The organism is Natrinema limicola JCM 13563, from assembly GCF_000337475.1.
GTDB lineage: Archaea > Halobacteriota > Halobacteria > Halobacteriales > Natrialbaceae > Natrinema > Natrinema limicola.
This window is the reverse complement of the sequence record NZ_AOIT01000050.1, coordinates 1-22060: the sequence shown is the minus strand read 5'-3', so window position 1 is coordinate 22060 and position 22060 is coordinate 1. Positions and strand designations below refer to the sequence as shown.

The window sequence follows — 22060 nt, the reverse complement described above, 5'->3', positions numbered from 1 at the left end:
GCGAAACCGTCGCCTTTACTCGCACCGGCCTCGCGCACTCGAGTATGCACACCGACGCCGACGACGCGCGCGAAGAGTTCGAGGTGATCCCAGCAGTCGACATTCAGGACGGCGAGGTCGTCCAGCTCGTCCAGGGCGAGCGCGGCACTGAGAAGACCTACGGCGACCCTATCGAGGCTGCCCGGCGGTGGATCGACGCCGGTGCCGAGACGCTGCATCTCGTGGATCTCGACGGCGCGTTCGAAGGCGAGCGCGCGAACGCCGACGCCATCGACGCGGTGATCGACGCCGTCGACGTCCCGACGCAACTGGGTGGGGGCATCCGCACCGCCGACGACGCCGGCGACCTCCTCGAGCGCGGCGTCGACCGCGTCATCCTCGGCACCGCGGCGGTCGAGAACCCAGAAATCGTCGCCGAGATCAGCGCGGAATATCCCGATAGCGTCGTCGTCAGCCTCGACGCAAAAGACGGCGAAGTCGTCGTCGAAGGCTGGACCGAGGGTGCGGGGATTTCGCCGGTCGAGGCTGCCGAACGCTACGCGGACCTCGGGGCAGCCGCGATCCTCTTTACGAACGTCGACGTCGAGGGCCAACTCGAGGGCGTCGCAACCGAGCCCGTCCGCGAGCTGGTCGACGCGACGGACATCCCCGTGATCGCCAGCGGTGGTGTCGCGACGCTCTCGGACGTGCAGGCACTCGAGGACGCCGGCGCGGCCGCGGTTGTCGTCGGCAGCGCGCTGTACGAGGGTAACTTTACGCTCGAGGAAGCGCAGGCTGCGGTCGAGGAAGACGACTAGACACGACTGGCGACTCGAGCGGGACGCAGTTCGATGGTTGCAGCGCAATCGTGAGTGGGCCGCCGACTGCCTCGGCGTTTAGCGCTCCCAGAACTCGGGAGTCAACAGGACGAGCACCGGAATGATCTCGATGCGGCCGATCCACATCATGGCGATCATCACGGTTCGAGTCAGCGGTGAGAACGCGAGGTAGTTGTCGAACGGGCCGGCGACGCCGAAGGCAGGACCGATGTTGAGGAAGATCGAGGCGGCCGCGCCAAGGGCGTCGAACTCGTCGACCGGATTGCCGACGCGGGCGGCATCGACGATGATGACGACCGTCAGCAGGAAGAAGATGACCAGCGCGAGGGTGACATACGTGAAAACGTCGCCGATGGTCTCCTCGTCGACCACCGTCTCGTCGAGGCGAAGCGGTCGAACGGCATCCGGATGAACGGCCAGAAACAGGTTGCGGCGGAACGCCTTGAGGACCACCAGCCAGCGCAGCGACTTGATCGAACACGTCGTCGATCCGGCCATCCCGCCGGTGAACATACAGAGAAACAGCATGTGCTTCGCACCGGGCGACCAGAGATCGAAGTTCGCCGACGCGTAGCCCGTCGTCGTCACCATCGACACCACGTTGAACAGGCCGTGGCGAATCGTCGGCTCGAGCCCCATCGCAATATCGGGATCGAGCGCGAGGGTGGTGATGACGATCGTCGCGACCGACGCGAGGAGGGCGACGTAGAACCGGAACTCGGCGGACTCGAGCGGCCGGCGGAGATTGCCCTGCGTTACGGCATACAGGATCACGAAGTTGGTCGCGCCGACGATCATGACCGGGATGAGCGTCCACTGGACGATCGGCGAGAACGCGCCGATGCTGTCGGGCTGTGGCGAGAAGCCGGCAGTCGAGACGCTGGTCAGGGCGTGTGCAACGGCGTTGTAGAGGTCCATCTCGGGTGCGAAGCCGGCGAGGTGGAAGGCGAAGAGAACGACCGTCGTCAGGACCGTCAATCCGACGTACAGTCCCCAGATGAGACGGGCCGTCCGGTCGAGGTGGGGATGGAGTTTGTGGACGCTTCGAGTCTGGGTTTCGGTCTCCATCAGCTGGGCACCGCCGACGAGCAGATGTGAGAACAGGCCGATCGCGACGATCAGGATGCCGAGGCCGCCGAGCCACTGGAGGAGCGCCCGCCAGAGCAAGAGCGCCCGGGAGTGAACCCCAAAATCCGCGATCACGGTCGCGCCAGTCGTCGTCACGCCGCTCATGCTCTCGAAAACGGCGTTGACCGGCCGTGCGAACACGCCCGTCCCCGCGACGAGAAACGGAATCGCCCCGACCAGCGCGACGCCGAGCCACGTCAGCGCGACCATCAAAAACGCCTCCCGTTGGCCGATCTCGCGGTCGTCGGTCAGCGCCTCGAGGCCGGTCCCAAAGACGACGGTGACGGCGAACATGACGAGAAACGGCAACGGATCGTCCCCGTCGACGATGGCGAGCGCGAGCGGCGCGACCGTCGGGATCGAGAGCCACTTGAGGACTGTCCCGGCGAGGCTACAACTCGAGCGCCAGTCGACACGAAGCGCCATCTACCGACGTATCAACGGCCGGCAAGATAACGATTCGGAGTGAAGAGACGACGCATATGGACGACTGTCACTGAGACGGTCTGCTGTAACGAGTGACCGGTGGGCACTGACCGATAGACGACCGGCTCACTCCTGTTTGTATCCGTGACCAACGTAGAGAGCGAAGACGTTGGCGGCGAGCAAGAGGAAAAATACCAGCGTCACGTCGGGATCACCAAGCCCCTGTGTGAGCAGCGGGAGATGGACGAACGGGAGCGCGATCGCGGCCCAGAACGAGAGAAACTGCGTTGGGCCCTTGAGCGAACGGAGGATCCAGTTCGACTGATCGCGCTTGACCTCCGGCTCAGGGCTCGACGGGGCGATCGAGTCGTTCGAAACGGGAGAGTTTGACATCGGGACGGAGCACCTCTTCTTGAATACACCATTCACCACAGGGCCCATATAACGGGTCGAAGATTGGCGCGGTTTCGGTCCGTTTTACGTGAATGTTGTAATCCGGCTAATGTTTTTATACCGTGTAAGAAACGTCCAGACATTTTATAACTGATTTTGAGAGAGTTTCTTGGATTAGTGTCGAACAGAGAAGAGAAGGGCTCCGAACCGGTGTCGCTGGGCAGCGAGCGCAACCCCCTTGTACCGGGGACGGTATGCGTTCGACATGAGCGAGCGAGCGGCGACCCGCACGCGCGAGACGGCCGAGACGTCGATCGAGTGTACGCTGACGATCGACGGGACCGGGACGGCCGCGATCGACACCGGCATTGGTTTCTTCGATCACATGCTGACGTCGTTCGCCAAACACGGTCTGTTCGACCTCGAGGTCGAGTGTGACGGCGACCTCGAGATCGACGACCACCACACGGTCGAAGACGTGGCGATCGTCCTCGGCGAGGCGTTCGACGAGGCGCTGGGCGATCGCTCTGGGATCGTCCGGTACGCCGACCGGAAAGTGCCCCTCGACGAGGCCGTCGCAAGCGCCGTCGTCGACGTGAGCGGCCGACCGCGCTTTTATTTCGACGGGACGTTCTCTCAGGAGCAGATCGGCGACTTTACCAGCGACATGGCGCGTCACTTCGGCGAGTCGCTGGCGATGAATGCCGGTCTGACGCTGCACCTCGCGGTCAGCGGCGAGAACGCCCACCACGAGGTCGAGGCGCTGTTCAAGGCGCTGACCCGGAGCCTCGACGATGCGACCCGGATCGACGAGCGACGGCAAGGAACGCCGAGCACGAAGGGCACGCTGTAGCGGCTCGCGACCAGCGATGTGTTACGGACGGCGCAGTTCCCCCCGGTTTTCGACGAACTCACCGTCCTCGATCGCGTACTCGACGATCGCTTCGACTTCGTCGCTCTCGAGGTCGTAGGCTCCCGCAGCCAGGTCCTCGACGGCACGTCGCTGCATGGGGAACTCGCGGTTTCGGAGGAGTCGAACGACCTTGCTGTAGGCCCGCGGCGGGCTCGCCGACGAGGGTGGCGTGTCGGCACTGTCGGTCGCGTCCGCAGGGTCTGCGCCGGTGTCGTCCGATTGTTCGTCGCGCTCGAGCGTGATACCGCCCTCGAGGTTCGGCGCGTCCGCGTCGGCTTCGTCGGCGTTCGGATCGGACGCATCGGCGTCTGGATCGGACTCGCTGGCGTCGGTATCGCCCTCGTTGTCGGCATGATCTGTCTCTGACGTGTCGAAAGCGGCCGTCTCGTCGGTGGGAACGTCCGTGACGGTCGCGTTCGAGTTCGCCGACGCGGGGCGAGACCGGGTCGTCGCGCTGTCAGCGGCGGTGACGACCGAGTCGTGTGTGGGTCGGCTGTCGTCGGTCGCGTCGGAATCCGCGATCCCAAGGCGGACGAGCAGCGGTTCGAGCAGCGTCTCGAGTCGATCCCGGCAGTCTGGACAGCAGACGACGCGGCGTTGTTCGGCCTCCGTCGGCTCGAGTTCGGGCGGGACGATTTCGAACGTGCCGACGGCGTCGGCGGCACAGAAGTCACAGGTCCGAAGTTCGCGCATACTGACTGATCACGTGGCCGAGTTCTAAAAGCATCCGTCAGACGCCGGTATCGACACGGGATCGGCTGTGGACCACGACCCGTCGCGGTGGGGCCACGAGCACGATCGATCGCCGGACATTATACTTACGCACTCGTAGGGGTGACAACGGATGTTCGACGAGATCATGGAGAAGTTCGAGGGGTCGCCGAGTCAGCAGGCCGTGATCCGCCTGCTGCTCGAGCGAGGGTTCTCCGTCAACGACGACGGGCGCGTCGTCTCTGGCGGCATCGAAATTCCGAACACGGGAATCGCTCGCGAAATCGGCATCGATCGACGGGTCGTCGACTCGACGACCGACGTCATCCTCGAGGATCCCGAACTCCGACGTATCTTCCAGAACATCTCGCAGGTGCCGAGTCTGATGGACCTGGCGCCAGTGCTTGACCTGACGGTGCTGACGATCACGCCTGACGACGCCGAACGAGAGGGAATCGTCGCCGAGGTAACGGGAACGCTCGCCGACAACGGGATCTCGATCCGCCAGACGATCAGCGAAGACCCCGAGTTCACCGACCAACCCCGACTCTACCTGATTACCGACGAGGAACTCCCGGGCGACGTCATCACCGAACTCCGCGACCTCGAATTCGTCCGGAAGATCGAGTTGCAGTAGCCGCCAGTCGCTCATACTGTCGGACAGCAGTCAATACGAAGTCGGTCGCGGATTCGCGGTCGTCTCCACCGGTGACGGCCGCAGCAGCGCGACCGATCGTCACGTCGTTCTGTCCGGCAGTATCAGTCGTCGGCAGCCTCGGCGTCGGCAACAGCCGCGAAGTCGGTGAGCACTGTCTCGAGCGCGCTCGTCAGTTCCTCGAAGCGGTCGATCGACATGGCGTCGGTCGTCACCCAGACACCGTACGGTCCCCGGATGACCCGCGAGAGGTAGCCGTTTTCGAACAGCCGAATCGTCGCCTGATAGTCGCCGAGTTGCGTGTTTCGGTACGCCGACTGCGAGTGAAAGCCCCGCCGTTCGTGGTCGGCAAAGCCGACGAGGTCGGCCGTTCGTTCCAGATCCGAGCGCAGATACAGTTGCTCGACGACGTCCTCAGTGAAGTACGTGATACTACGGAGTTCGTCGCCCACCGTCGTCCGGCAGACGCTTCGAAGCTCGTCCGCAAGTTGGGAATCGATCGCCTCGCTTTCCATATGCCCACACACCACATAGAGAAATAATAACGTACTGGTCGGGGCGAAACATACCTGGCGGCCCATCTGCAGCCGCCAGACGAGGGGACCGACGGGCTCTTTTCACCGGCCGGAAAAGTGTCGCTATGGCCAGTCTCGAGCACCGACAGGGGGGGACCGACTCGAGAGGTGAACGGCGGTGAGCGACGCATACCTGACAGTCGCCGACGCCGCTACCGCCGAGTTCGTCGTTCAGGGCTCGGAGTTTATCGGCCACGTCCGGCCGGTCGACTCCGTCGATGCTGCCGAGGCGTTTATCGACGCCGTCCGAGAGGAGTACGCCGATGCGACCCACAACGTTCCCGCCTACCGCGTGCGGACCGGAGATGACGGCGAGGGGTACTTCCTCCGGGAGTACGCAAGCGACGAGGGCGAACCATCGGGCTCGGCCGGCAAACCGGCGCTGAACGTGCTCACCCAGCAAGACCTCGAGAACTGTGCGGTCGTCGTCACTCGCTACTACGGCGGGACGAACCTCGGCGTCGGCGGCCTCGTCCGGGCCTACTCTCGGGCGGTCAAAGAGGCCGTCGAGGCGGCGGGCGTCATCGAGGAACAGCCACACGAACAGCTGTCGATCACCGTCGACTACGACGATTCAGGAACGGTTCGCTCGATTTTAGAAAGCGAGGGCCACGAGTTCGACGCCGACTACGAAGCCGACGTGCGGTTTGACGTGCGCGTCCCGCTCGCAGCGGCCGAAGCGCTCCGTGATCGGGTTCGCAGTGCGACGAGCGGTCGGGCCGACCTCGAGTGAGGCGGTCTGCTATCACTGGGTACCGGCGCACCCGTGCAGCGGGTCGCGGGTACGCCGGAACTGACTGAGAGGAGTCTGTATGAGACGGAGACACCCAGTCGGCCAGCCGCAAAGAGAAGTGGAACGGAACCGCGACGGACGCCTTAGGCCTCGCCGACGGTCGGCGTAGCGGACTCGAACTCGGACCCGGACAGTCGCGTGTAGTTGCGGTGTGACAGCGAGACGAGGATCGCCAAGCCGAGCACGCGAAGCAGGAGCGTCGCCAAGAGGCTGGTGAGGCCGATGGGGACGCCGGCGAGTGCAAGTGCGCCCTCGAGGACGAGCAGCGGCACTTCGGGCACCATCAGGAGGATCGAGGCGATCGCGTACAGCGCGCGTGTGCCGGCGCCGACCGACGAGTACTGGTAGCCGATGATTGTGACCCCGAGCGCGTAGACGCCGAGGAACATCCCGAGGATGGGGACGACGACGTCGGGGAGGAAGAAGCTAAGATCCGTGACGTCGCTCCAGCCGATGAGTCCCCACTCGCCGTTGACGTTCCGTGCGAGCAGGATGCCCGGGGAGAACACGAACGCAAAGGGGACGAGGATCTTGTTCAGCGAGAGGAGGAACGCGGCGGTCGCGGTTTTGAGTTCGTCGGCTTTGGCGACGCCTGCGCCGGCGAAGGCGGCGACGGCGACCGGCGGCGTGACGTCAGCCATCAGGCCGAAGTAGAGGACGAAGAGGTGAGCCGCGACGACCCAGACGCCCAGATCCTCCATCGGCCCGCCGAGCATCGCGACTAGGATGATGTACATCGCAGTCGTGGGCATTCCCATCCCGAAGATAATCGCCGCAACGCCCGTCAGGCTGAGCAGGATCAGGATCGAACCGCCGCTGACGGCGTCAATGAGCGCTGCGAGGTTCGGGCCGAGTCCAGAGACGCTGATCACGCCCGGAACGACGCCTGCGGCTGCGACGGCGATGACGACCGTGGTCGCGGTTCGTGCGCCCGAGTCCATCGATTTCAGGACGAACGTCCCGAAGCGGTAGCCCGCGGTGTCGGCGAGCGACGGCCGGCCGAGCGACGCCGCAGACCGACGTGCGGACTGCGAAACCGAGTCATCGAGCTCGAGCAGCGGTGCGTCCGCTCGCGGTCGGGCGAACAGGAATGCAACGCTGACGAGGATTGCGATCGTCCCGAGATCCGAGACGGCCGCGCTCGCCGCAGCACCGAGTGCGTACGGATCGGCGGCCGACTCGAGGCCGAGTAAGACCTGCACCGCAGACCCGAGGCCGACGCCGTAGGCCGCGAAGGCGGCGGTGTGAGCGAGCGTGACCGCGGCAATCGAGCCGAGCAGCGGCACACGGTTGCGCTCGTCGTAGGCAGCCACGACGGCGATCAACGCGGTGATGGCGATGATCGTGTACCAGCCGGCGCGGTTGATCGACAGGCGAGCGATGACCAGGAAGTAAATCAGGAGGACGAGCGGAATCAGATAGAACCAGCCGGTGCGGAAATTCTCGAGCCCGTTGGGCAGTTCCCCGCGCGCGAGGCCGCCGATTCCGCCACGGACCGCCTCGAAGTGGACCATGACCCACATCCCGAAGAAGAACGCGATCGCAGGCAGGGTCGCGGCCATGATCACGTCAGAGTACGCCGTTCCAGTGAACTCGACGATGAGGAACGCGGCCGCGCCCATCACAGGCGGAAGGACCTGTCCGCCAGAGGAAGCCGACGCCTCCACTGCACCCGAGAACTCGGGTGAGTAGCCCGACCGCTTCATCAGCGGGATCGTGAACGCGCCCGTCGTCACCGTATTGGCAATCGACGAACCGCTGAGCATTCCCATGAAGCCACTCGAGACGACGCTCGCTTTCGCCGGCCCGCCTTTTCTGGTGCCGGTCATCGAGTACGCGAGGTCGATGAACCACTTACCAGCACCGCTCATCTCGAGGAAGGCCCCGAAGAGGATGAAGATGTAGATGAAGCGAACGCTGACGGAAACGGGCGTGCTCATGATGCCCGCCTCCGTCGTGTACCAGAGGTCGTAGACGATACTCGCCCAGGTGTCGGGCTGGATCGCCAGCGCACCGATCGCCGAATCGCTCGGGATGAAATACCCCCAGCGAGCGTAGACGATAAACGACGCGATCAGCGACATGAGCACGACGCCGAGCGTCCGGCGCGTCGCCTCGAGCACGAGCAGAATGCCGAGTGCGCCAAGCAGGAACGCGCCGGACTGCCCATCAAGCGGCAAGAGCATGGTCAGCCCGGCGGCGAACGGCTCGAACTGTGGCGGAACGGACTCAGCGAGCGGTGCGCCCGACTGGATGCCGAAGGTCGCGAGCCGCTGGATCTCGTCGTACGAGGTGACGATATAGTAGGCCGGGAACAGCGAGAGGGCGGCGAGGAGGGCGTCAAGCGGTGTGATCCGACGCAGGCTCGGGTCGATAGCTGCCCACCGGACGCCGTCACGGAGTCGTTCGACGGCTCGCGTGACAGGGCTGTCCGGACCGAGCCGGTCGCTGACGGCAGGAACGATCGCGCCGAGGCGGCGGGCAACGAATCCGTCGCCGGTGCTCGCCGGGAACAACAAAAACGCGAGGACGAGCGCGAAGGTGACGTGGATCGTGTACACCTGCAACGGCTGGAGCGACGCGATTTCGACGGTCCCGATACCCGGCAGTGTCGCGCTGAACTGGTAGCTGCGGGCTGCGATCCACATCTGGAACGCCGAAAACGTGATGCCGATCAGGGCGACGAATGCAGCCGATAGCCCCTGATGGGAGCGACTCCGCTCGACCTCCTGTAGTAATTCGTCCTGTTCTTCGTTCGAAAGAGACTCCGCGTCCTGTGTGTCTGTACTCATAGTATCATGTGTGAACTTCTCGGTTCGTCTATCGATACGGCTCGGGCCGCAGACTGGCGGAGTTCGTCGACGAGCGTGCGCTCGGTTACCGAGAGAGTGACTGCGTCATCGGAAAGCGAGACCAAGTCGTAGCGCTCACCGTCGACGATGAGTTCGTGTCCGGCGATCCACCCCGGAACGACGCCGAGTTCGTCGTACGATTCGTTGCGCTCGAGGACGAGTCCCTCGTCGGTCGTCTCGATCGGTGCATCCGACGGCAGGCCAGCGCCGTGTGAATGAAACACCATTCGATCCATTCGGAGCTGGGTCCCGTCGACGACGTAGATGTCTTCGACAGTCGTCTTCTCGACGCTATGAGTGTACGAGAGCGTCACGACGTCGCCATCGTCGACCGGCACCGAAAGCAGTTCGTCGCCGGTGTCTGCATCGGTGACGACGAGCGTTCGCTGTGCCGACGCAGTCGATGTAACGGTTGCTGTTGCTCCAACCAGTACGAGGACGGCCACGATAACGGCCAGATAGCGGTACGGTGAGCGATTCACGGTCGATAAATTACGGAAGTGGTTGCGCTGGTTGGCTTAGCCGAAATATGCCGCAGCGCCTGGGTGAAGGTCGATCGGCATGCCGTCCTGTGCCGAGTCGACATCGATGAACTCCGACTTCTGGTCGATAGCGTCGACGTTGTCGAAGATCGCCGTCGTGACGGCTTCGACGACCGCTTCGTCGACACCTTCGTGGGTCGCAATCATCGCCTGCATCGACACCGTCTCGACGTCCTCGCTGATGCTGTCGTAGGTATCGGCGGGAATCGTGTCCTCGGCGAACCACTCGGCGTCGTTCATAACGTCCTCGCGGGTCTCGCCGCCGATCTCGACGAGCGAGATGTCCGAGCTGGTCGCGAGGTTCTCGACGGAGCCGACCGGCCAGCCGCCGACGACGAACGCCGCGTCGACGTCGCCGTCACGGATCTGGTCCGTCGCCGTATCGAAGTCGGTATTCTGCTCGGTGAAGTCACCCTCCTCGATGCCGGCGGTCTCGAGGATCTGCAACGCGTTGACCTGCGTCCCGCTGCCCGAGTCGCCGGTGTTGACCGTCTTCCCGTCGAGGTCTTCGACCGTCTCAATCCCAGAATCGGCCTGCGTGATGACGTGGATCGTTTCGGGGTACAGCGTCGCGACGCCGCGAATGTTCTCCATCGGGTTGCCCTGGAGGTCCTCGGTACCCGTGCCGTTGACCGCGAAGTAGGCGACGTCGTTTTGAATCAGCGCGAAGTCGGCATCCTCGCGGTTGAGGCTACCGACGTTCTCGAGGCTCGCACCGGTCGACTGTACCTGCAGCGAGTAGTCCGTGTTGTCCTCGATGATGGTCTTGAAGTTGTTCGAGAGTGGGTAGTACGTGCCGCCAGTGCCACCAGCGTGCCACGAAAGGGTATTTCCACCTGCACTGTCACTGCCGCTACAGCCGGCGAGTGCCGTCAAACCGACAGCACCTGCTGCTGTCACGAATCGTCGTCTGTTGAGATCGTATGACATACTCCCACGATAATAGCGAAGCTATTTATGCATTATCAATTTTGAGGAGCTATGTTTCCACATCTGTTACTGGTTGTGGACAGTCAACAAATGTTTGTTCACTAATATTATCCATAATCAATAATATAAGGTATATAATTAACATTCTGACTGTCAGCAGCAATCGGATTCGACCGGTCCCGGCGAAGGCAAGGGAATCTATACGCCACTTCGTCGTGTTCGATTGAGCATGGACAGGAACGTCTGTGGAATCGATCGAGTCGGCCGTATACTTCTCGCGATGGGACTCCTCGTCGTCGGCTATCGAACCCGACAGCGGACGCTTGGCACGCTCGCGTTCGTCGCCGGCAGCGACCTCCTCGCCACCGCGGTCATCCAGCGCTGCCCGCTGAACGCGTTACTCGGAATCGACACCTGCGACACGGCACAACAGAGCTTACGCGATTCACTCCCGCCCTGTTCGCTCCTCGGTTCCGACAGCGCGTCGGAACACTCGTCACTCACGGGAAGGACGGGATNCTCCCGCCCTGTTCGCTCCTCGGTTCCGACAGCGCGTCGGAACACTCGTCACTCACGGGAAGGACGGGATTCTCTCGCTGAATCAAGATAGCGTCGAAGCGGGCCGCTCGAGTCCGGACCGACGCTGTCGCTCATAGCAGTTCGATTTACGACGATCAACAACAGTCCGGGTTCCCGGTCAGTGAGAGAGCGCGCGCAAGCGGCTCACGTCGTCCGGAACGCCCGGTCGCCGGCGTCGCCGAGGCCGGGAACAATAAAGCCGTCGTCGTCGAGGCGGTCGTCGATCGAGACCGTCAGCAGGTCGGCCTCGTCGTGTTCTTCGCCGACGCGGAGCAGGCCTTCAGGGGCCGAGACAGCCGAGAGCACGATCAGGTTCTCCGGCTGGGGAGCGTTCTCGATGACGTGATCGAGGACGGTACACATCGTACTCCCCGTCGCGAGCATCGGGTCGGCGATGATGACCGTGTCTTCCTCGGTGATCTCGGGCAGTTTGACGTAGTCGACCGAGATGGGGAACGAACCGTCATCGTCGCGACCCGCTTCCTCGTCACGGCTGGCGCTGATGACACCCTGTCGTGCCCGCGGGAACGCCTTCAGCAGGCCCTCGACGAACGGCGTCGCGGCGCGCAAGACGTTGATAATGACTACGTTGTCCAGTCCCTTGACGCGCTCGCCCATCGTCGACTCGAGCGGCGTCTCGATCTCGACGTACTCGGTTTCCATCCGCCCGTCGATGATCTCGTAGCCACAGATCCGGCCGAGTTTGACTAGCCCCTTCCGGAAGCTGACCTGCTCGGTCTCGACGTCGCGCAGGCGCGAGAGCGTATCCTTTGCCAGTGCGTGCGTGATGAGATAGGCATCATCCCGGTCTTCAATCGGCATACCCGTACAGCCACTCGCCGGATAGTTCACAGTATCGATCAACCACAAGCCTCACACCGATCCCCTCGGCCACTGGTCACGATAGACATGGTCGCATTCGACGAGGTGTAATTCGTCGTGTCCCCACGGCTAGCGCGGGCCTCGAGTCCAGATACACGAAAAAAGGCCATTGGCACCCTGACAGGTGCCGGCAGAGAAGTTTATACTCGTTCGCACGTTATCAGTCGGCCAGCCGAATGGAAGAGAGTATCTCGGGATTCAAGGTTCGCGGTGACTGGGGCGACATCGTCGAACACGGCGAACGCATTACGCGCGCGCTTCGAGAGATCGATGTCCACGACTCCGAACAGGCCGCCGACGCGGACTACACCGCCGCCTTCGAGGAGTGGGAGGAGTGGCGTCCCAAAGCCCATGAGACCCTCGAGTCGGACGTCAGCGAGAAGACGGCCGATCAGGCCAGCGTCGAGGAGGGCAAAGGAGAAAAGGCCGGGAAAGGACCCGACGAAGACATCAAAACCGCCGGCGAGAAACTCTCGGAGTCGTACGAACGGCTCGAGGACGACGACGCCGAGGCGGCGGTCGACACCTGGAAGGAGTCGATCGACTACGTCGCGCGAGCGGCCGACTCCGCAGGGCGCAAGGCGCTACGACGAGTCGAAGACACGGTCTACCAGAACGTGATGACCCAGCTCGCGCCGTACTACTTCGACAACGAACTCGTCAGCGCCAACATCCAGCAGTCGGCGCGCAACGGCGGTAACGGCGAGCAGTTCGTCTTCGAGATCAACGTCAACGACGACGAGCTCAAAGAGGAAGTCTCCGACCGCCTCGCCGAGTACGAAGACGAGATCGACCGCTGGCACGTCGAAGTCGAGAAAGATACCGACGCCGCCGAGGCCATCGAAGGCGCAGAGCCCCCACCCGAACCCGACGACAACTCCAAGTCGACGACGAACTGACCGCGTCGGCGCGAAAGACAGCGACAGCCCCTACTGCCAGCCGAAGGTCGGCACACACTTGTAGGAACATCCAGTAGGAAGGGAATAGATGGTCGATATCGCCACAGCCGGCGCATTCGCCGTGGCCGCGCTCGCGAGTCTCTTCATGGCCTGGGCGATCGGTGCCGGCTCGAGCGGGTCGACGCCGTTTGCCCCGGCAGTCGGCGCAAACGCGATTTCGGTGATGCGAGCCGGCTTTCTCGTCGGGTTGCTTGGCTTTTCCGGCGCGGTGTTGCAGGGGGCGAACGTCTCCGAGGCGGTCGGCACCGAACTCATCGGCGGGGTAACGCTGTCGTCGACCGCCGCCACACTCGCCTTGCTCATCGCGGCCGCACTGGTCGCGATCGGGATCTTCACGGGGTATCCGATCGCGACGGCGTTTACCGTCACCGGCGCAGTCATCGGGACCGGCCTCGCCATGGGCGGCGCTCCCGCATGGGCGAAGTACACCGAGATCGCCACCCTCTGGGTGCTGACGCCGTTTATCGGCGGCTCCATCGCGTACGCGGTCGCTCGAGCCCTGCGGGCCGACGCGATCGCAGAGGAACACCTCGTGATCGGGCTGGCCGCCATCGTCGGCGCGATCGTCGCCAACATCGAGTTCGCGATCCTCGGCTCGGGGGCCAGCAGCGCGTCGATCGCACAGGTATCCGGCAGTTCGCTCCCCGTTCCCGCGGCTGCCGGGACCGCTGTGGCCACGCTGATCATCGCGTCGCTGTGGGCGGGCGCGACCGCGCTCGATCTCGGCAACGGAACTGAACGCGGCGAACGGCACTTCCTGCTCGTCCTCGGCGGCCTCGTGGCCTTCTCGGCCGGCGGCAGTCAGGTCGGGCTCGCGATCGGCCCGTTGATCCCGCTCACGAACCAACTCGAGTTACCGTTGCTCGCGATGCTCGTCGGCGGCGGCTTTGGCTTACTGCTCGGGTCGTGGACCGGTGCACCACGGATGATCAAGGCGATCGCACAGGACTATTCATCGCTGGGACCGCGCCGATCGATCGCGGCGCTGATCCCCTCGTTTATTATCGCGCAGGCCGCGGTATTCTTCGGTATCCCGGTCTCGTTCAACGAGATCATCGTCAGCGCGATCATCGGCAGCGGGTACGCGGCGGCCGGCGCTGGCGGTGGCGTCAGCGCTCGCAAGATGGGGCTGACCGTCCTCGCATGGGTTGGCTCGCTCGCCGGTTCGATCGTCGTCGCCTACGTCAGTTACACCGCTGTCAGCGCACTCCTGCTGTGAGACCGGCTGCTGTCCCGATGTCCCGGTACAATCGCAGGATGGGTCGCGGTCCCGCCGGCACTGACTGACAGCAGACCATATGCGGTCCTCAAGCAACATCGAACAGTCTTTACACGACGGGTCGTGACATCGAGTATGGACGAGGACGCCGTCGACGGCACCGAACTCCCCGACGATGCGGTCCAGTGGCGACGTGACGCGAACACTTCGCGTACTGTTCGGCTGCTCTGGACCTTCGGCGTCAGCACGTTCTTCGCCGCGATCAGTATCGTCGTCAGCTGGCGGCTGTACCGAATGGCCAGCGAAGTCGGCGGTGGCATCGTCGTCATCGCCCTCCTCGCAGCGCTGGCCACGACAGTCCTCGCACTCGCCGCCACGGACGAGCCCGAGCGCTATCTCGAGTGGCTCCCGGGAGGCGTCCCGTCGGGGACACGCCTGGATCGGGCAATGGACGCTGCCGTCGGCACGGTCGTGATGGGAATCGTTATCGGCTCGCTGCTGGGTGTCGGCCGATACATCTCACAGAACGAATTGCTAGCCGTCGGTGCCAGCCCCTTCACTGCGCTGGTCACACTGTTACTCCCGCTTGCGCTCGTCGCACTCGTGCTGGCCTCGTTTCTGCAGTCGGTCGGTACGCTCGATCGTGATGCCAAGACGATCTACCTCTACGAGCCGAAACAGGCGATCGATCTCACGGTGATCGAGGACGTCTCGGTTCGCCCGATCGGCGATGCCGCCGTGTTATCGCTTCGCTACGCCCAGCCGGACGGACAGTACGTCCAAGGGCCGCGTCGACTCGTCGTCCCGCCCGCAGTCGCACGCGACATCGCAGCGATCGTCAACGGGGAACAGTGAACTACTCCGCCTACCGCGCTCGGGCCTACCCGGCCCTCGCTTGTTGAGGACGGAGCTTCCTGTTTCTGTGTCGGAACTTGCAGGAACAGATCCCACAGCGTTCACGAGAACTCCGTTCTCGTGTGGCCCATCAGAACTCTTCGACTTCTGAGAACGATTCCAGACTCCGCAGGCGACTTCCCTTCACGGGTGGTTCGGAGCGTCCCACTCCTACCGAATCGACACTCGGCCACAACCGACGATGCACGCTTTTTGTCGTCGTTCGAAAGAGCTTCGCTCTTTCGTGATGACGAAACGCCGAAGGCGTTTCGAACCACGTTTGAACAACGCCTGAAGCGCGGTGAGTATCTTACTACCACCTTCGACCGAAGCGGTAGTGAGGATGACGATTCACACGAAAACAAGACGTGCGGGCGCTGTATCCCCTCCCTGCTCGCTTCGCTCGCTGCTTCGCTCGCTGAGGAAGGGGGCTTAGCGCCCTCAATTACAGCTACCGCTCGCTCTCGTTTTCTTCGACCTCGAGCGTGGCAGCCTCGCTGTCGCCCTCCGCTTCGTCGTCGGGTACCGCGAGTTTCTTGAGTCGCGCCTTCAAGATACGCGTGTTCTCGACGGTCTCGACCGTAATGCGGACGCCGTCGTAGGTGATCTCCTCGCCCTCCTCGACGAGTCGACCAGCGCGGTTGAAGATGAAGCCGGCGATGGTCTCGAACTCCTGGCCCTCGGGGAGATCGATCTCGAGGGTTTCGTTGACATCCTCGATGTTGACCTCGCCACGGACGAGGACGGTGTCGTCGTCGATCGCCTCGATCGGCTGTTCCTCGCCACCTTCCAAGATCTCGCCGACGATCTCCTCGATCATGTCTTCCATCGTCACCAGCCCCTCGGTGGTGCCGAACTCGTCGATGACGATCGCCATGTGCATCCGGTTTTCGCGCATTTCCGAGAGCAACTCGTCGACGTTTTTCGACTCGGGGACGTGCAGCGTCGGCTGGATGAGATCGCCGAGCTCGAGGTCGTCTGTGCCGGACTCGCCGTAGTTGAGATCGCGGACGAGATCGCGGATGTGAACGACTCCTAAGACGTTGTCGAGACTCCCCTCGTAGACCGGCACACGGGCGTGGCCGCTTTGAATACAGGTCTCGATCGCCTCGTCGATCGTGGCGTCTTTCGGCACCGCCGTCATGTCCAGTCGCGGCGTCATGACTTCCTTGACGATCGTATTGTTAAATCTGAAGATCCGCTGGAGCATCTCGTGTTCTTCTTCCTCTAAGACTCCCTCGCGCTCGCCGGACTCGATCATCTCCTGAATCTCGTCGCGGGTGACGTAGGGCGTCTCGATCGCACCCGTCGTCGACCCCGTGAGACGGTTAAGCTGCCGGGTGAGGTAGTCAAAGAGGACGACGAGCGGGAACATCAGTTTCTCGGCGACTTTCAGTGGCCCGGCGACGCGAATCGACCAGGATTCAGTGTTCTCGACCGCATAGGACTTGGGGGCGCTCTCGCCGAACAGCAAGACGACAGCGGTAATCCCGAGCGTGGCAACTGTCACGGCCGTCAGGCCACCGAGGTACAACCCGAGGATCGCAGTCGCGATCGACGACATCGCGATGTTGACGATGTTGTTCCCGACGAGGATCGTCACGAGCAGCCGATGTGGGTCCTCCTTGAGCGCCTTCACGCGCTCTGCGCCAGGAATCCCGTCTTCGGCCATCCCTTCCACGCGGTGTTTCGGGATCGAAAACAGCGCGATTTCGGATGACGAGAAGAACGCTGAGAGACCAACAAGTCCAACGAGGGCGAGCGCTCCGAGGATCGTCACCACCGACTGATCGATCTCGAGTCCCACCAGCGGGACCTCATAGACAGCCAACACGGCCTCGAGGGGCGGAGACAACGCCATTGATATACAGCCTTATCCCTGAATCGGTTAACAGTTTCCTATTCGAGGATCACTAACGGCCATCGCCGCCGACGACGACACGTTTACCCGGTCGTTTGCGCTACAGTTGCCCATGAGTGAGACCGCCGAGCCACCGATCACGTTTTACCGGCTGCAGGGCTGTCCGTTCTGCGAGCGGGTCGCCCGGCTGTTAGGCGAGTACGATCTCGACTACCGATCGCGGTTCGTCGAACCGATGCATTCCGACCGGGACGTTGTCAAACGCGTTGCCGGCGTCCGGACCGTGCCAGTGATCGTCGACGAGACCACCGGCGTCACGATGGCCGAGAGCGAAAACATCGTCGGCTACCTCGAGACGACCTACGGCGACAGTGACGCCGACCGTCCCGACGCAACCGCAGCAAGCGCGGGAGGTGGGGATTGATGCTCGGCTTCGACGTCGTCGACCTCGGCCCGGCAGATCATCCTGACCCCGGTGAAACAGCGCCCGCGTTCACCCGCCCGCTGGTCACCGACGAGTTCTGGGAGGACCGGCCGCTCTCGGCGCTCGTCGACGAGTGTGACGGCCCAACTATCCTCGTGTTCACGCCGATGACCGGCTCGTTCCTCGCGAAGTACGTCTGGGACGAACTCACGGCCCGTGACTGGGACGAGCGTGCGGGCCAGGTCGTCGGTCTCACGGCCTCGACCCCCTACGAAGTCACGCGGTTTCTCGAGGACAACGACTACCCGTTCCGATTCTTCGCCGATCCGAGCAACGAGGTCGCCGAGTCCTACGGCATCGCCCACGATCTCGACGGCATGACCGGCATCAGCGAACCCCGAGTCGCCTTCTTCGCACTCGACGCGGATCGCACCGTCGAGAGTGCGTGGGTCGCTACCGACTGGCCCGAGTTCCCCGACTACGACGACCTCGAGGCCGACCTCGGCCTCGAGTAACACAGCCCCGAGCGACAGCTTTTTGCTCGAGATCGGTCGAGTTCGAATCGAATGAGCGAATTCGACCGTGCAGCCGAGGCAATCGACGCTGGGGACCTCGTCGTCTACCCTACCGAGACCGTCTACGGCCTCGGCGCGGCGGCACTCGAGCCCGACGCCGTCGAGCGGGTCTTCGAGGTGAAAGGACGCGATCGATCGAAGCCACTGTCGTTTGCAGTGCCGTCGGTGCCGTCGGCGCTGCAGTACGTCCGCGCGACCGAACGGGAGCGGCGATTCATGGCGACGTTTCTTCCCGGACCCGTGACGGTCCTCTGCCGGCGACGTGAGACCATCCCGGAGGAACTCACGGCGGGTCGCGACCGCGTCGGGGTCCGCGTACCGGATCATCCCCTCGCGCTCAGGCTCTGTGAGCGCGCCGGCACGCCGATTACGGCGACGAGCGCGAACGTCAGCGGCCAGCCGAGCGTCCGGGAACTTGGAGACCTCGATCCCGAGATCCGCGAGGCCGCCGCAGTCGTTCTCGACGGCGGCAAAACGGACGGCACCGAAAGCACCGTCGTCGACGTCTCATCGGCGACGATCCACCGCCGGGGCGCACAAGCCGACGAAATCGAGGCCTGGCTCGAGACGCACTGATCGACCCGTCAGCCGAGTCCTAGCAGTGACCGCAGGGTCCGTGTTTTGACCCCACATTCGGTGGCGAACTCACAGGCGTTGCATTTCGACCGGGCCGTCGTCCGCGGCGGTGGCCCGTCCAACTCGCGCACCGTCCGAAGTGCGCTGCGATACTGGGCCTTCCGTCTGGTCGTTATGTCGATCGACCGGATCACACCGTATGCCGGATACTCGAGCCAGGCTCGCTCGACCGATTCTTGGTGCTCCCAGGCGAGTGCTTTCGCAGCCGCAACCGCGTGAACCGACTGCGATTGCCAGACACCGGTTTCGGGCGGTGCACCCGACGAAAGCAGTACCGGCTCAAGCGGGTCGGCGAGCACCTTGTGAACGATTCCACGACAGTGCCGGCCAGTCGCGAACACGTCCCGCTCGTCGGGATTCCGAAGCCGTTCCCAGTCGCCTGTGTCCTCGAGTCGCCGTTTCGTCGCCGCCAGCCGCTCGCGGTAGCGACCGGGTGAGACGGCAATGGGCTCGGACGTGAGGGCATCCGGCGGGGCCTCGAGCAGGGGTTCGTACCGGGGCTCGAGTGCGCGGATCGCCTCGACTTCCGGCGGTGGCTCGCGCTCTTCGGCCGGCAGCGCGCGCTGATAGTAACACTTTCGCGCGCAGTAAGCGGCAGTTCGGAGGTCACTGAATGAGACGTGGGTGCGGGTCACGAGTCGTCTGGCCGCGGCTTCCTATAAAAAGGCTCGCTGAGTGATCCGACGGCTGTCCGCTGGCGGTTCGTGAGAGGGTCAACGGAAATCAGTGCCGCATCCGCGAGCGAACCCGACGGGTGAGCGAGTGGGCCGACGACTGATGTGGAGCGAACGCAGTGAGCGAAACGGAGGGAGGTGTGTCTTCGTGAGCAGAGCGAACGAAGGCTCGGAAGGCGCAGCCTGCGAGCGATAGCGAGCAGGATCGTCTTCCGGTGCTTTTGATCAACCTTTTACCGAGGGACGTCACGCTGTGCGGCGAAGCCGCCAGCGTGACAGACCGTGGTTCGAGACGCCAAAGGCGTCTCGTCATCAAGCGAAACCGAAGGTTTCGCGGACATCGCGAATCTTCGATTCGCTCAGTCACGAGAGAGCTTCGCTCTCTCGAACGACAGCGTAAAAGGTTGGTCTTAGAAGTCCACGTCGGTCTCCATGCCCTCCGTCGCGTCCTCGAGGCCGTCTTCGCGGACGTCGGTGGTCATGCGCTCGGTGATGTCGGCGTCGGCGAGGATGCTGTCGAACTCGTCGCGGTAGCGGTCGTTTGCCGTTCGAGACTGGGTCTCTGCCTTGGCGACGCGGCGGTACCGACGGATTTGAGACTCGCTAACGTCGTATTCTGCAGCGAGCGTCGCGTCGTCGTCCTCGCGGTCGCGGATCGCCGCGAGGTCGACTTCGTCGGCGTCGTCCTCGCCGATGAGATGCAAGGACAGCCGCGCGTCGAAAACCACGTCTTCGTCGACCGCCAACTCGGCAGCGAGGTCGGCGTCGCTTCGTTCGTCGTAGAACCCTCGTGCGACCGTGATCAACTCGTCGTCGGACAGCGGCGTCTCGAACGCGTAGCGCTCGCGCATCTGCTGGACGACGCTGCGGAGGCGTTCTTCGTCCGATCGCTCGTCTCGCTCGAGAGAGCCGCGAGTATCTTCCTGTGATTCGGTGACGGTTTCCTCGCCGTCGGTCACGTCGGTGAAGAGATCACGGAGTTCCTCGGTTTTCTCGTTCATGGGTGGACACTCCCGACGGGAGTCTATTTAAGCCTGTTGCCAGATAGCGTCGATCGAAGTCATTCGAATGTGGACAGGAATTATAAACTAAAAATAATGGTATAATTTTCGCAAGACTGCAGCGGGATTTGCCTCGGTGCAGTGTGACAAGAATTAAGTCACAGCCCACCACCTCATTGTGCATGAATACGTTAGCACAGGCAGACGTCGCAAGGGAGACGTACTGGGGGATCACCAGCGTCGAGTATGCGGTGTTTTACTTCCTTGCGTTCGTCACGGTTGCCGTCTTCACTTACGGTGTCTACCGACGGTTCGCTCGGTACACGCAGGGTGACGGGGAGTCGCTCCCTCGCCTCGACGATTTGCAACGCCGTGTCGTAAGCGCGGCCAAGATCGTGCTTTCGAACGAGAAGCAGTTCAACAGAGACCTCTACGGCGGGTTGATGCACTCGTTTATTCTCTGGGGGTTCCTGACGCTGTTTATCGCGACCTCCATCCTGATGGTCGAAGAGTACGCCGCGAAGAAACTGCTCCATATCTCCTTCTGGAACGGTGACTTCTATCTCGCCTACCAGTTCATGGTCGACGCGATGGGCCTGCTGTTCGTCGTCGGCATCGGCATGGCGCTCTATCGGCGCTACTGGATCCGCAATCACCGTCTCTGGGACCGTCACACCTCTCTCGAGGACGATCTGTTCATCTGGACACTGTTCGCCCTCGGCATCGGTGGCTTCCTGCTCGAGGGACTGCGCGTCTACAGCGCCGGGATTCCCGACTACGAGGTCGTCAGCTTCGTCGCCTACGGGATGGCGCTTGGCTTCGACGCGCTCGGGCTGGCGACGCTGGGTCCCGAGCAGGCCGGGCTCAACGGAGCCGGATTCAACGTCGAGAACCTCCACTGGCTCGCGTGGTGGACCCACTCGCTGATCGCCTTCTTCTTCATCGCGTGGATCCCCTACGCCAAGCCGTTCCACATGCTCTCCTCGTTCGCCAACGTCGTCACCCGTGACGAGAAAGCCGGAAAACGGCTGCCCAACGTCCCTTCGGACCTGGACGCGACCAACGCCGAGTCTATCGACGACTTCACCTGGAAAGAGTTGCTGGACCAAGACGCCTGTACCAAGTGTGGGCGGTGTTCGTCGGTCTGTCCCGCTAAAGCCTCCGACCGCCCGCTCGATCCGCGCAACGTCATCCTCGATCTGAAATCCTACCGTGAGGACCTCGAGGCCGGCGGCGAGGACCAGCCGATCGTCGCCGACGGCGGCACCTCGGTGATCAACGCCGAGACGATGGAGTCCTGTATGGCCTGTATGGCCTGTATGGACGCCTGTCCCGTCGAGATCGAACACCTCAAGAGCTTCACCCGGCTCAACCGCCAGCTCACCGACCAGGGTGACATCGACTCGAGCATGCAGGACGTCTTCCAGAACGTCATGCAAAACGGCAACACCTTCGGTGACTCACCCCGCAATCGCGGCGACTGGACCGAGGAACTCGAGTTCGACGTGGCCGACGCCCGCAAGGAGGAAGTCGATTACCTCTGGTACGTCGGCGACTTCCCGAGCTACGACGAGCGCAACAAACAGGTCGCGCGGTCGCTGGCAACCATTCTCAAGGAAG

At 63.2% G+C, this 22060-nt stretch carries 22 protein-coding genes and 1 pseudogene; 12 read left to right on the top strand and 11 right to left on the bottom strand.

The window, feature by feature from the left end:
* Positions 1-44: 44 nt before the first annotated feature.
* Positions 45-797, top strand: a complete 753-nt coding sequence (gene hisA / locus C476_RS12685) for a 1-(5-phosphoribosyl)-5-[(5-phosphoribosylamino)methylideneamino]imidazole-4-carboxamide isomerase (RefSeq protein ID WP_049911835.1) — start codon at positions 45-47, stop codon at positions 795-797.
* A 78-nt stretch (positions 798-875) separates the two neighbouring features.
* Here hisA and C476_RS12680 read toward each other — a convergent pair whose 3' ends face one another.
* Both C476_RS12680 and C476_RS12675 read right to left on the bottom strand, forming a co-directional pair.
* The gene (locus tag C476_RS12680; RefSeq protein WP_008013587.1) at positions 876-2372 is read right to left on the bottom strand and encodes a TrkH family potassium uptake protein; all 1497 of its coding nucleotides are present in this window, start codon (positions 2370-2372) and stop codon (positions 876-878) included.
* A gap of 126 nt (positions 2373-2498) precedes the next feature.
* The gene (locus tag C476_RS12675; protein ID WP_008013585.1) at positions 2499-2765 is read right to left on the bottom strand and encodes a hypothetical protein; all 267 of its coding nucleotides are present in this window, start codon (positions 2763-2765) and stop codon (positions 2499-2501) included.
* Positions 2766-3030: 265 nt separating this feature from the next.
* Between C476_RS12675 and hisB the strand changes: the two genes are divergently transcribed.
* Positions 3031-3618 carry an imidazoleglycerol-phosphate dehydratase HisB gene (gene hisB, locus C476_RS12670; protein WP_008013579.1) on the top strand — a complete coding sequence of 196 codons (588 nt, stop codon included), beginning with the start codon at positions 3031-3033 and terminating at the stop codon, positions 3616-3618.
* Between the two features lie 21 nt (positions 3619-3639).
* Here hisB and C476_RS12665 read toward each other — a convergent pair whose 3' ends face one another.
* Positions 3640-4371, bottom strand: coding sequence for a hypothetical protein (locus tag C476_RS12665; protein ID WP_008013577.1), 732 nt, complete (start codon positions 4369-4371; stop codon positions 3640-3642).
* Between the two features lie 151 nt (positions 4372-4522).
* Here C476_RS12665 and C476_RS12660 point away from each other — a divergent pair, with 151 nt between their 5' ends.
* Entirely contained in the window at positions 4523-5026 is a 504-nt protein-coding gene (locus C476_RS12660) for a hypothetical protein (protein WP_008013576.1), read from the top strand.
* Between the two features lie 122 nt (positions 5027-5148).
* On the opposite strand, the gene C476_RS12655 is transcribed toward C476_RS12660, so the two are convergent.
* Entirely contained in the window at positions 5149-5559 is a 411-nt protein-coding gene (locus C476_RS12655; RefSeq protein ID WP_008013574.1) for a DUF7522 family protein, read from the bottom strand.
* Positions 5560-5737: 178 nt separating this feature from the next.
* On the opposite strand from C476_RS12655, the gene C476_RS12650 reads away from it, so the two are divergent.
* Entirely contained in the window at positions 5738-6352 is a 615-nt protein-coding gene (locus C476_RS12650) for an IMPACT family protein (RefSeq protein ID WP_008013573.1), read from the top strand.
* A gap of 143 nt (positions 6353-6495) precedes the next feature.
* Here the strand turns inward: C476_RS12650 and C476_RS12645 are convergent, their stop codons facing one another.
* Genes C476_RS12645 through C476_RS12635 form a run of 3 tightly spaced genes read right to left on the bottom strand, consistent with a single transcriptional unit; the run spans position 6496 to position 10736 of the window.
* Entirely contained in the window at positions 6496-9204 is a 2709-nt protein-coding gene (locus tag C476_RS12645) for a TRAP transporter permease (protein WP_008013571.1), read from the bottom strand.
* Positions 9201-9746: a DUF1850 domain-containing protein gene (locus C476_RS12640; protein WP_008013569.1), complete on the bottom strand. Its 546-nt coding sequence runs from the start codon at positions 9744-9746 to the stop codon at positions 9201-9203. The genes C476_RS12645 and C476_RS12640 overlap by 4 nt, the downstream gene beginning before the upstream one ends.
* A gap of 36 nt (positions 9747-9782) precedes the next feature.
* A complete protein-coding gene (locus C476_RS12635) occupies positions 9783-10736 on the bottom strand; it encodes a TAXI family TRAP transporter solute-binding subunit (RefSeq protein WP_008013567.1) in 954 nt (317 codons plus the stop codon).
* Between the two features lie 229 nt (positions 10737-10965).
* On the opposite strand from C476_RS12635, the pseudogene C476_RS19390 reads away from it, so the two are divergent.
* Positions 10966-11160 (top strand): annotated as a pseudogene (locus C476_RS19390) (YgaP family membrane protein); the annotation flags it as partial.
* Positions 11161-11459: 299 nt separating this feature from the next.
* Here the strand turns inward: C476_RS19390 and upp are convergent.
* Positions 11460-12137: a uracil phosphoribosyltransferase gene (upp, locus tag C476_RS12625; protein WP_008013564.1), complete on the bottom strand. Its 678-nt coding sequence runs from the start codon at positions 12135-12137 to the stop codon at positions 11460-11462.
* A 236-nt stretch (positions 12138-12373) separates the two neighbouring features.
* Here upp and C476_RS12620 point away from each other — a divergent pair, with 236 nt between their 5' ends.
* From C476_RS12620 to C476_RS12610, 3 genes are all read left to right on the top strand, one after another.
* Positions 12374-13096: a DUF5828 family protein gene (locus C476_RS12620; RefSeq protein WP_008013562.1), complete on the top strand. Its 723-nt coding sequence runs from the start codon at positions 12374-12376 to the stop codon at positions 13094-13096.
* 88 nt (positions 13097-13184) lie between these two features.
* Complete coding sequence (locus tag C476_RS12615; RefSeq protein ID WP_008013560.1) at positions 13185-14375, top strand: inorganic phosphate transporter; 1191 nt, start codon at positions 13185-13187, stop codon at positions 14373-14375.
* A gap of 135 nt (positions 14376-14510) precedes the next feature.
* Complete coding sequence (locus tag C476_RS12610; RefSeq protein ID WP_008013558.1) at positions 14511-15230, top strand: hypothetical protein; 720 nt, start codon at positions 14511-14513, stop codon at positions 15228-15230.
* 490 nt (positions 15231-15720) lie between these two features.
* Here the strand turns inward: C476_RS12610 and C476_RS12605 are convergent, their stop codons facing one another.
* On the bottom strand, positions 15721-17130 hold the full coding sequence (locus C476_RS12605) for a hemolysin family protein (protein ID WP_008013556.1): 1410 nt from the start codon (positions 17128-17130) through the stop codon (positions 15721-15723).
* Positions 17131-17242: 112 nt separating this feature from the next.
* Here C476_RS12605 and C476_RS12600 point away from each other — a divergent pair, with 112 nt between their 5' ends.
* From C476_RS12600 to C476_RS12590, 3 genes are read left to right on the top strand one after another with little or no spacing between them, the layout of a single operon-like run.
* Entirely contained in the window at positions 17243-17554 is a 312-nt protein-coding gene (locus tag C476_RS12600) for a glutathione S-transferase N-terminal domain-containing protein (RefSeq protein WP_008013555.1), read from the top strand.
* Positions 17554-18069, top strand: a complete 516-nt coding sequence (locus C476_RS12595) for a redoxin domain-containing protein (RefSeq protein ID WP_008013553.1) — start codon at positions 17554-17556, stop codon at positions 18067-18069. Before C476_RS12600 ends, C476_RS12595 begins: the two co-directional genes overlap by 1 nt.
* 51 nt (positions 18070-18120) lie before the next feature.
* Positions 18121-18705: an L-threonylcarbamoyladenylate synthase gene (locus tag C476_RS12590; RefSeq protein ID WP_008013552.1), complete on the top strand. Its 585-nt coding sequence runs from the start codon at positions 18121-18123 to the stop codon at positions 18703-18705.
* A gap of 8 nt (positions 18706-18713) precedes the next feature.
* Here C476_RS12590 and C476_RS12585 read toward each other — a convergent pair whose 3' ends face one another.
* Both C476_RS12585 and C476_RS12580 read right to left on the bottom strand, forming a co-directional pair.
* Positions 18714-19400, bottom strand: coding sequence for a CRISPR-associated protein Cas4 (locus tag C476_RS12585; protein WP_008013551.1), 687 nt, complete (start codon positions 19398-19400; stop codon positions 18714-18716).
* A 449-nt stretch (positions 19401-19849) separates the two neighbouring features.
* Positions 19850-20440: a hypothetical protein gene (locus tag C476_RS12580; RefSeq protein WP_008013550.1), complete on the bottom strand. Its 591-nt coding sequence runs from the start codon at positions 20438-20440 to the stop codon at positions 19850-19852.
* A gap of 182 nt (positions 20441-20622) precedes the next feature.
* On the opposite strand from C476_RS12580, the gene C476_RS12575 reads away from it, so the two are divergent.
* Positions 20623-22060: (Fe-S)-binding protein (locus C476_RS12575; protein ID WP_008013549.1), on the top strand; the 1438-nt coding region annotated here is incomplete at its 3' end.

Bases quoted from the DNA above. Each gene is read 5' to 3' on its own strand.
- hisA (WP_049911835.1), top strand. From the start codon at position 45: ATGCACACCGACGCCGACGACGCGCGCGAAGAGTTCGAGGTGATCCCA.
- C476_RS12680 (WP_008013587.1), bottom strand. From the start codon at position 2,372: ATGGCGCTTCGTGTCGACTGGCGCTCGAGTTGTAGCCTCGCCGGGACA.
- C476_RS12675 (WP_008013585.1), bottom strand. From the start codon at position 2,765: ATGTCAAACTCTCCCGTTTCGAACGACTCGATCGCCCCGTCGAGCCCT.
- hisB (WP_008013579.1), top strand. From the start codon at position 3,031: ATGAGCGAGCGAGCGGCGACCCGCACGCGCGAGACGGCCGAGACGTCG.
- C476_RS12665 (WP_008013577.1), bottom strand. From the start codon at position 4,371: ATGCGCGAACTTCGGACCTGTGACTTCTGTGCCGCCGACGCCGTCGGC.
- C476_RS12660 (WP_008013576.1), top strand. From the start codon at position 4,523: ATGTTCGACGAGATCATGGAGAAGTTCGAGGGGTCGCCGAGTCAGCAG.
- C476_RS12655 (WP_008013574.1), bottom strand. From the start codon at position 5,559: ATGGAAAGCGAGGCGATCGATTCCCAACTTGCGGACGAGCTTCGAAGC.
- C476_RS12645 (WP_008013571.1), bottom strand. From the start codon at position 9,204: ATGAGTACAGACACACAGGACGCGGAGTCTCTTTCGAACGAAGAACAG.
- C476_RS12635 (WP_008013567.1), bottom strand. From the start codon at position 10,736: ATGTCATACGATCTCAACAGACGACGATTCGTGACAGCAGCAGGTGCT.
- upp (WP_008013564.1), bottom strand. From the start codon at position 12,137: ATGCCGATTGAAGACCGGGATGATGCCTATCTCATCACGCACGCACTG.
- C476_RS12620 (WP_008013562.1), top strand. From the start codon at position 12,374: ATGGAAGAGAGTATCTCGGGATTCAAGGTTCGCGGTGACTGGGGCGAC.
- C476_RS12615 (WP_008013560.1), top strand. From the start codon at position 13,185: ATGGTCGATATCGCCACAGCCGGCGCATTCGCCGTGGCCGCGCTCGCG.
- C476_RS12610 (WP_008013558.1), top strand. From the start codon at position 14,511: ATGGACGAGGACGCCGTCGACGGCACCGAACTCCCCGACGATGCGGTC.
- C476_RS12605 (WP_008013556.1), bottom strand. From the start codon at position 17,130: ATGGCGTTGTCTCCGCCCCTCGAGGCCGTGTTGGCTGTCTATGAGGTC.
- C476_RS12600 (WP_008013555.1), top strand. From the start codon at position 17,243: ATGAGTGAGACCGCCGAGCCACCGATCACGTTTTACCGGCTGCAGGGC.
- C476_RS12595 (WP_008013553.1), top strand. From the start codon at position 17,554: ATGCTCGGCTTCGACGTCGTCGACCTCGGCCCGGCAGATCATCCTGAC.
- C476_RS12590 (WP_008013552.1), top strand. From the start codon at position 18,121: ATGAGCGAATTCGACCGTGCAGCCGAGGCAATCGACGCTGGGGACCTC.
- C476_RS12580 (WP_008013550.1), bottom strand. From the start codon at position 20,440: ATGAACGAGAAAACCGAGGAACTCCGTGATCTCTTCACCGACGTGACC.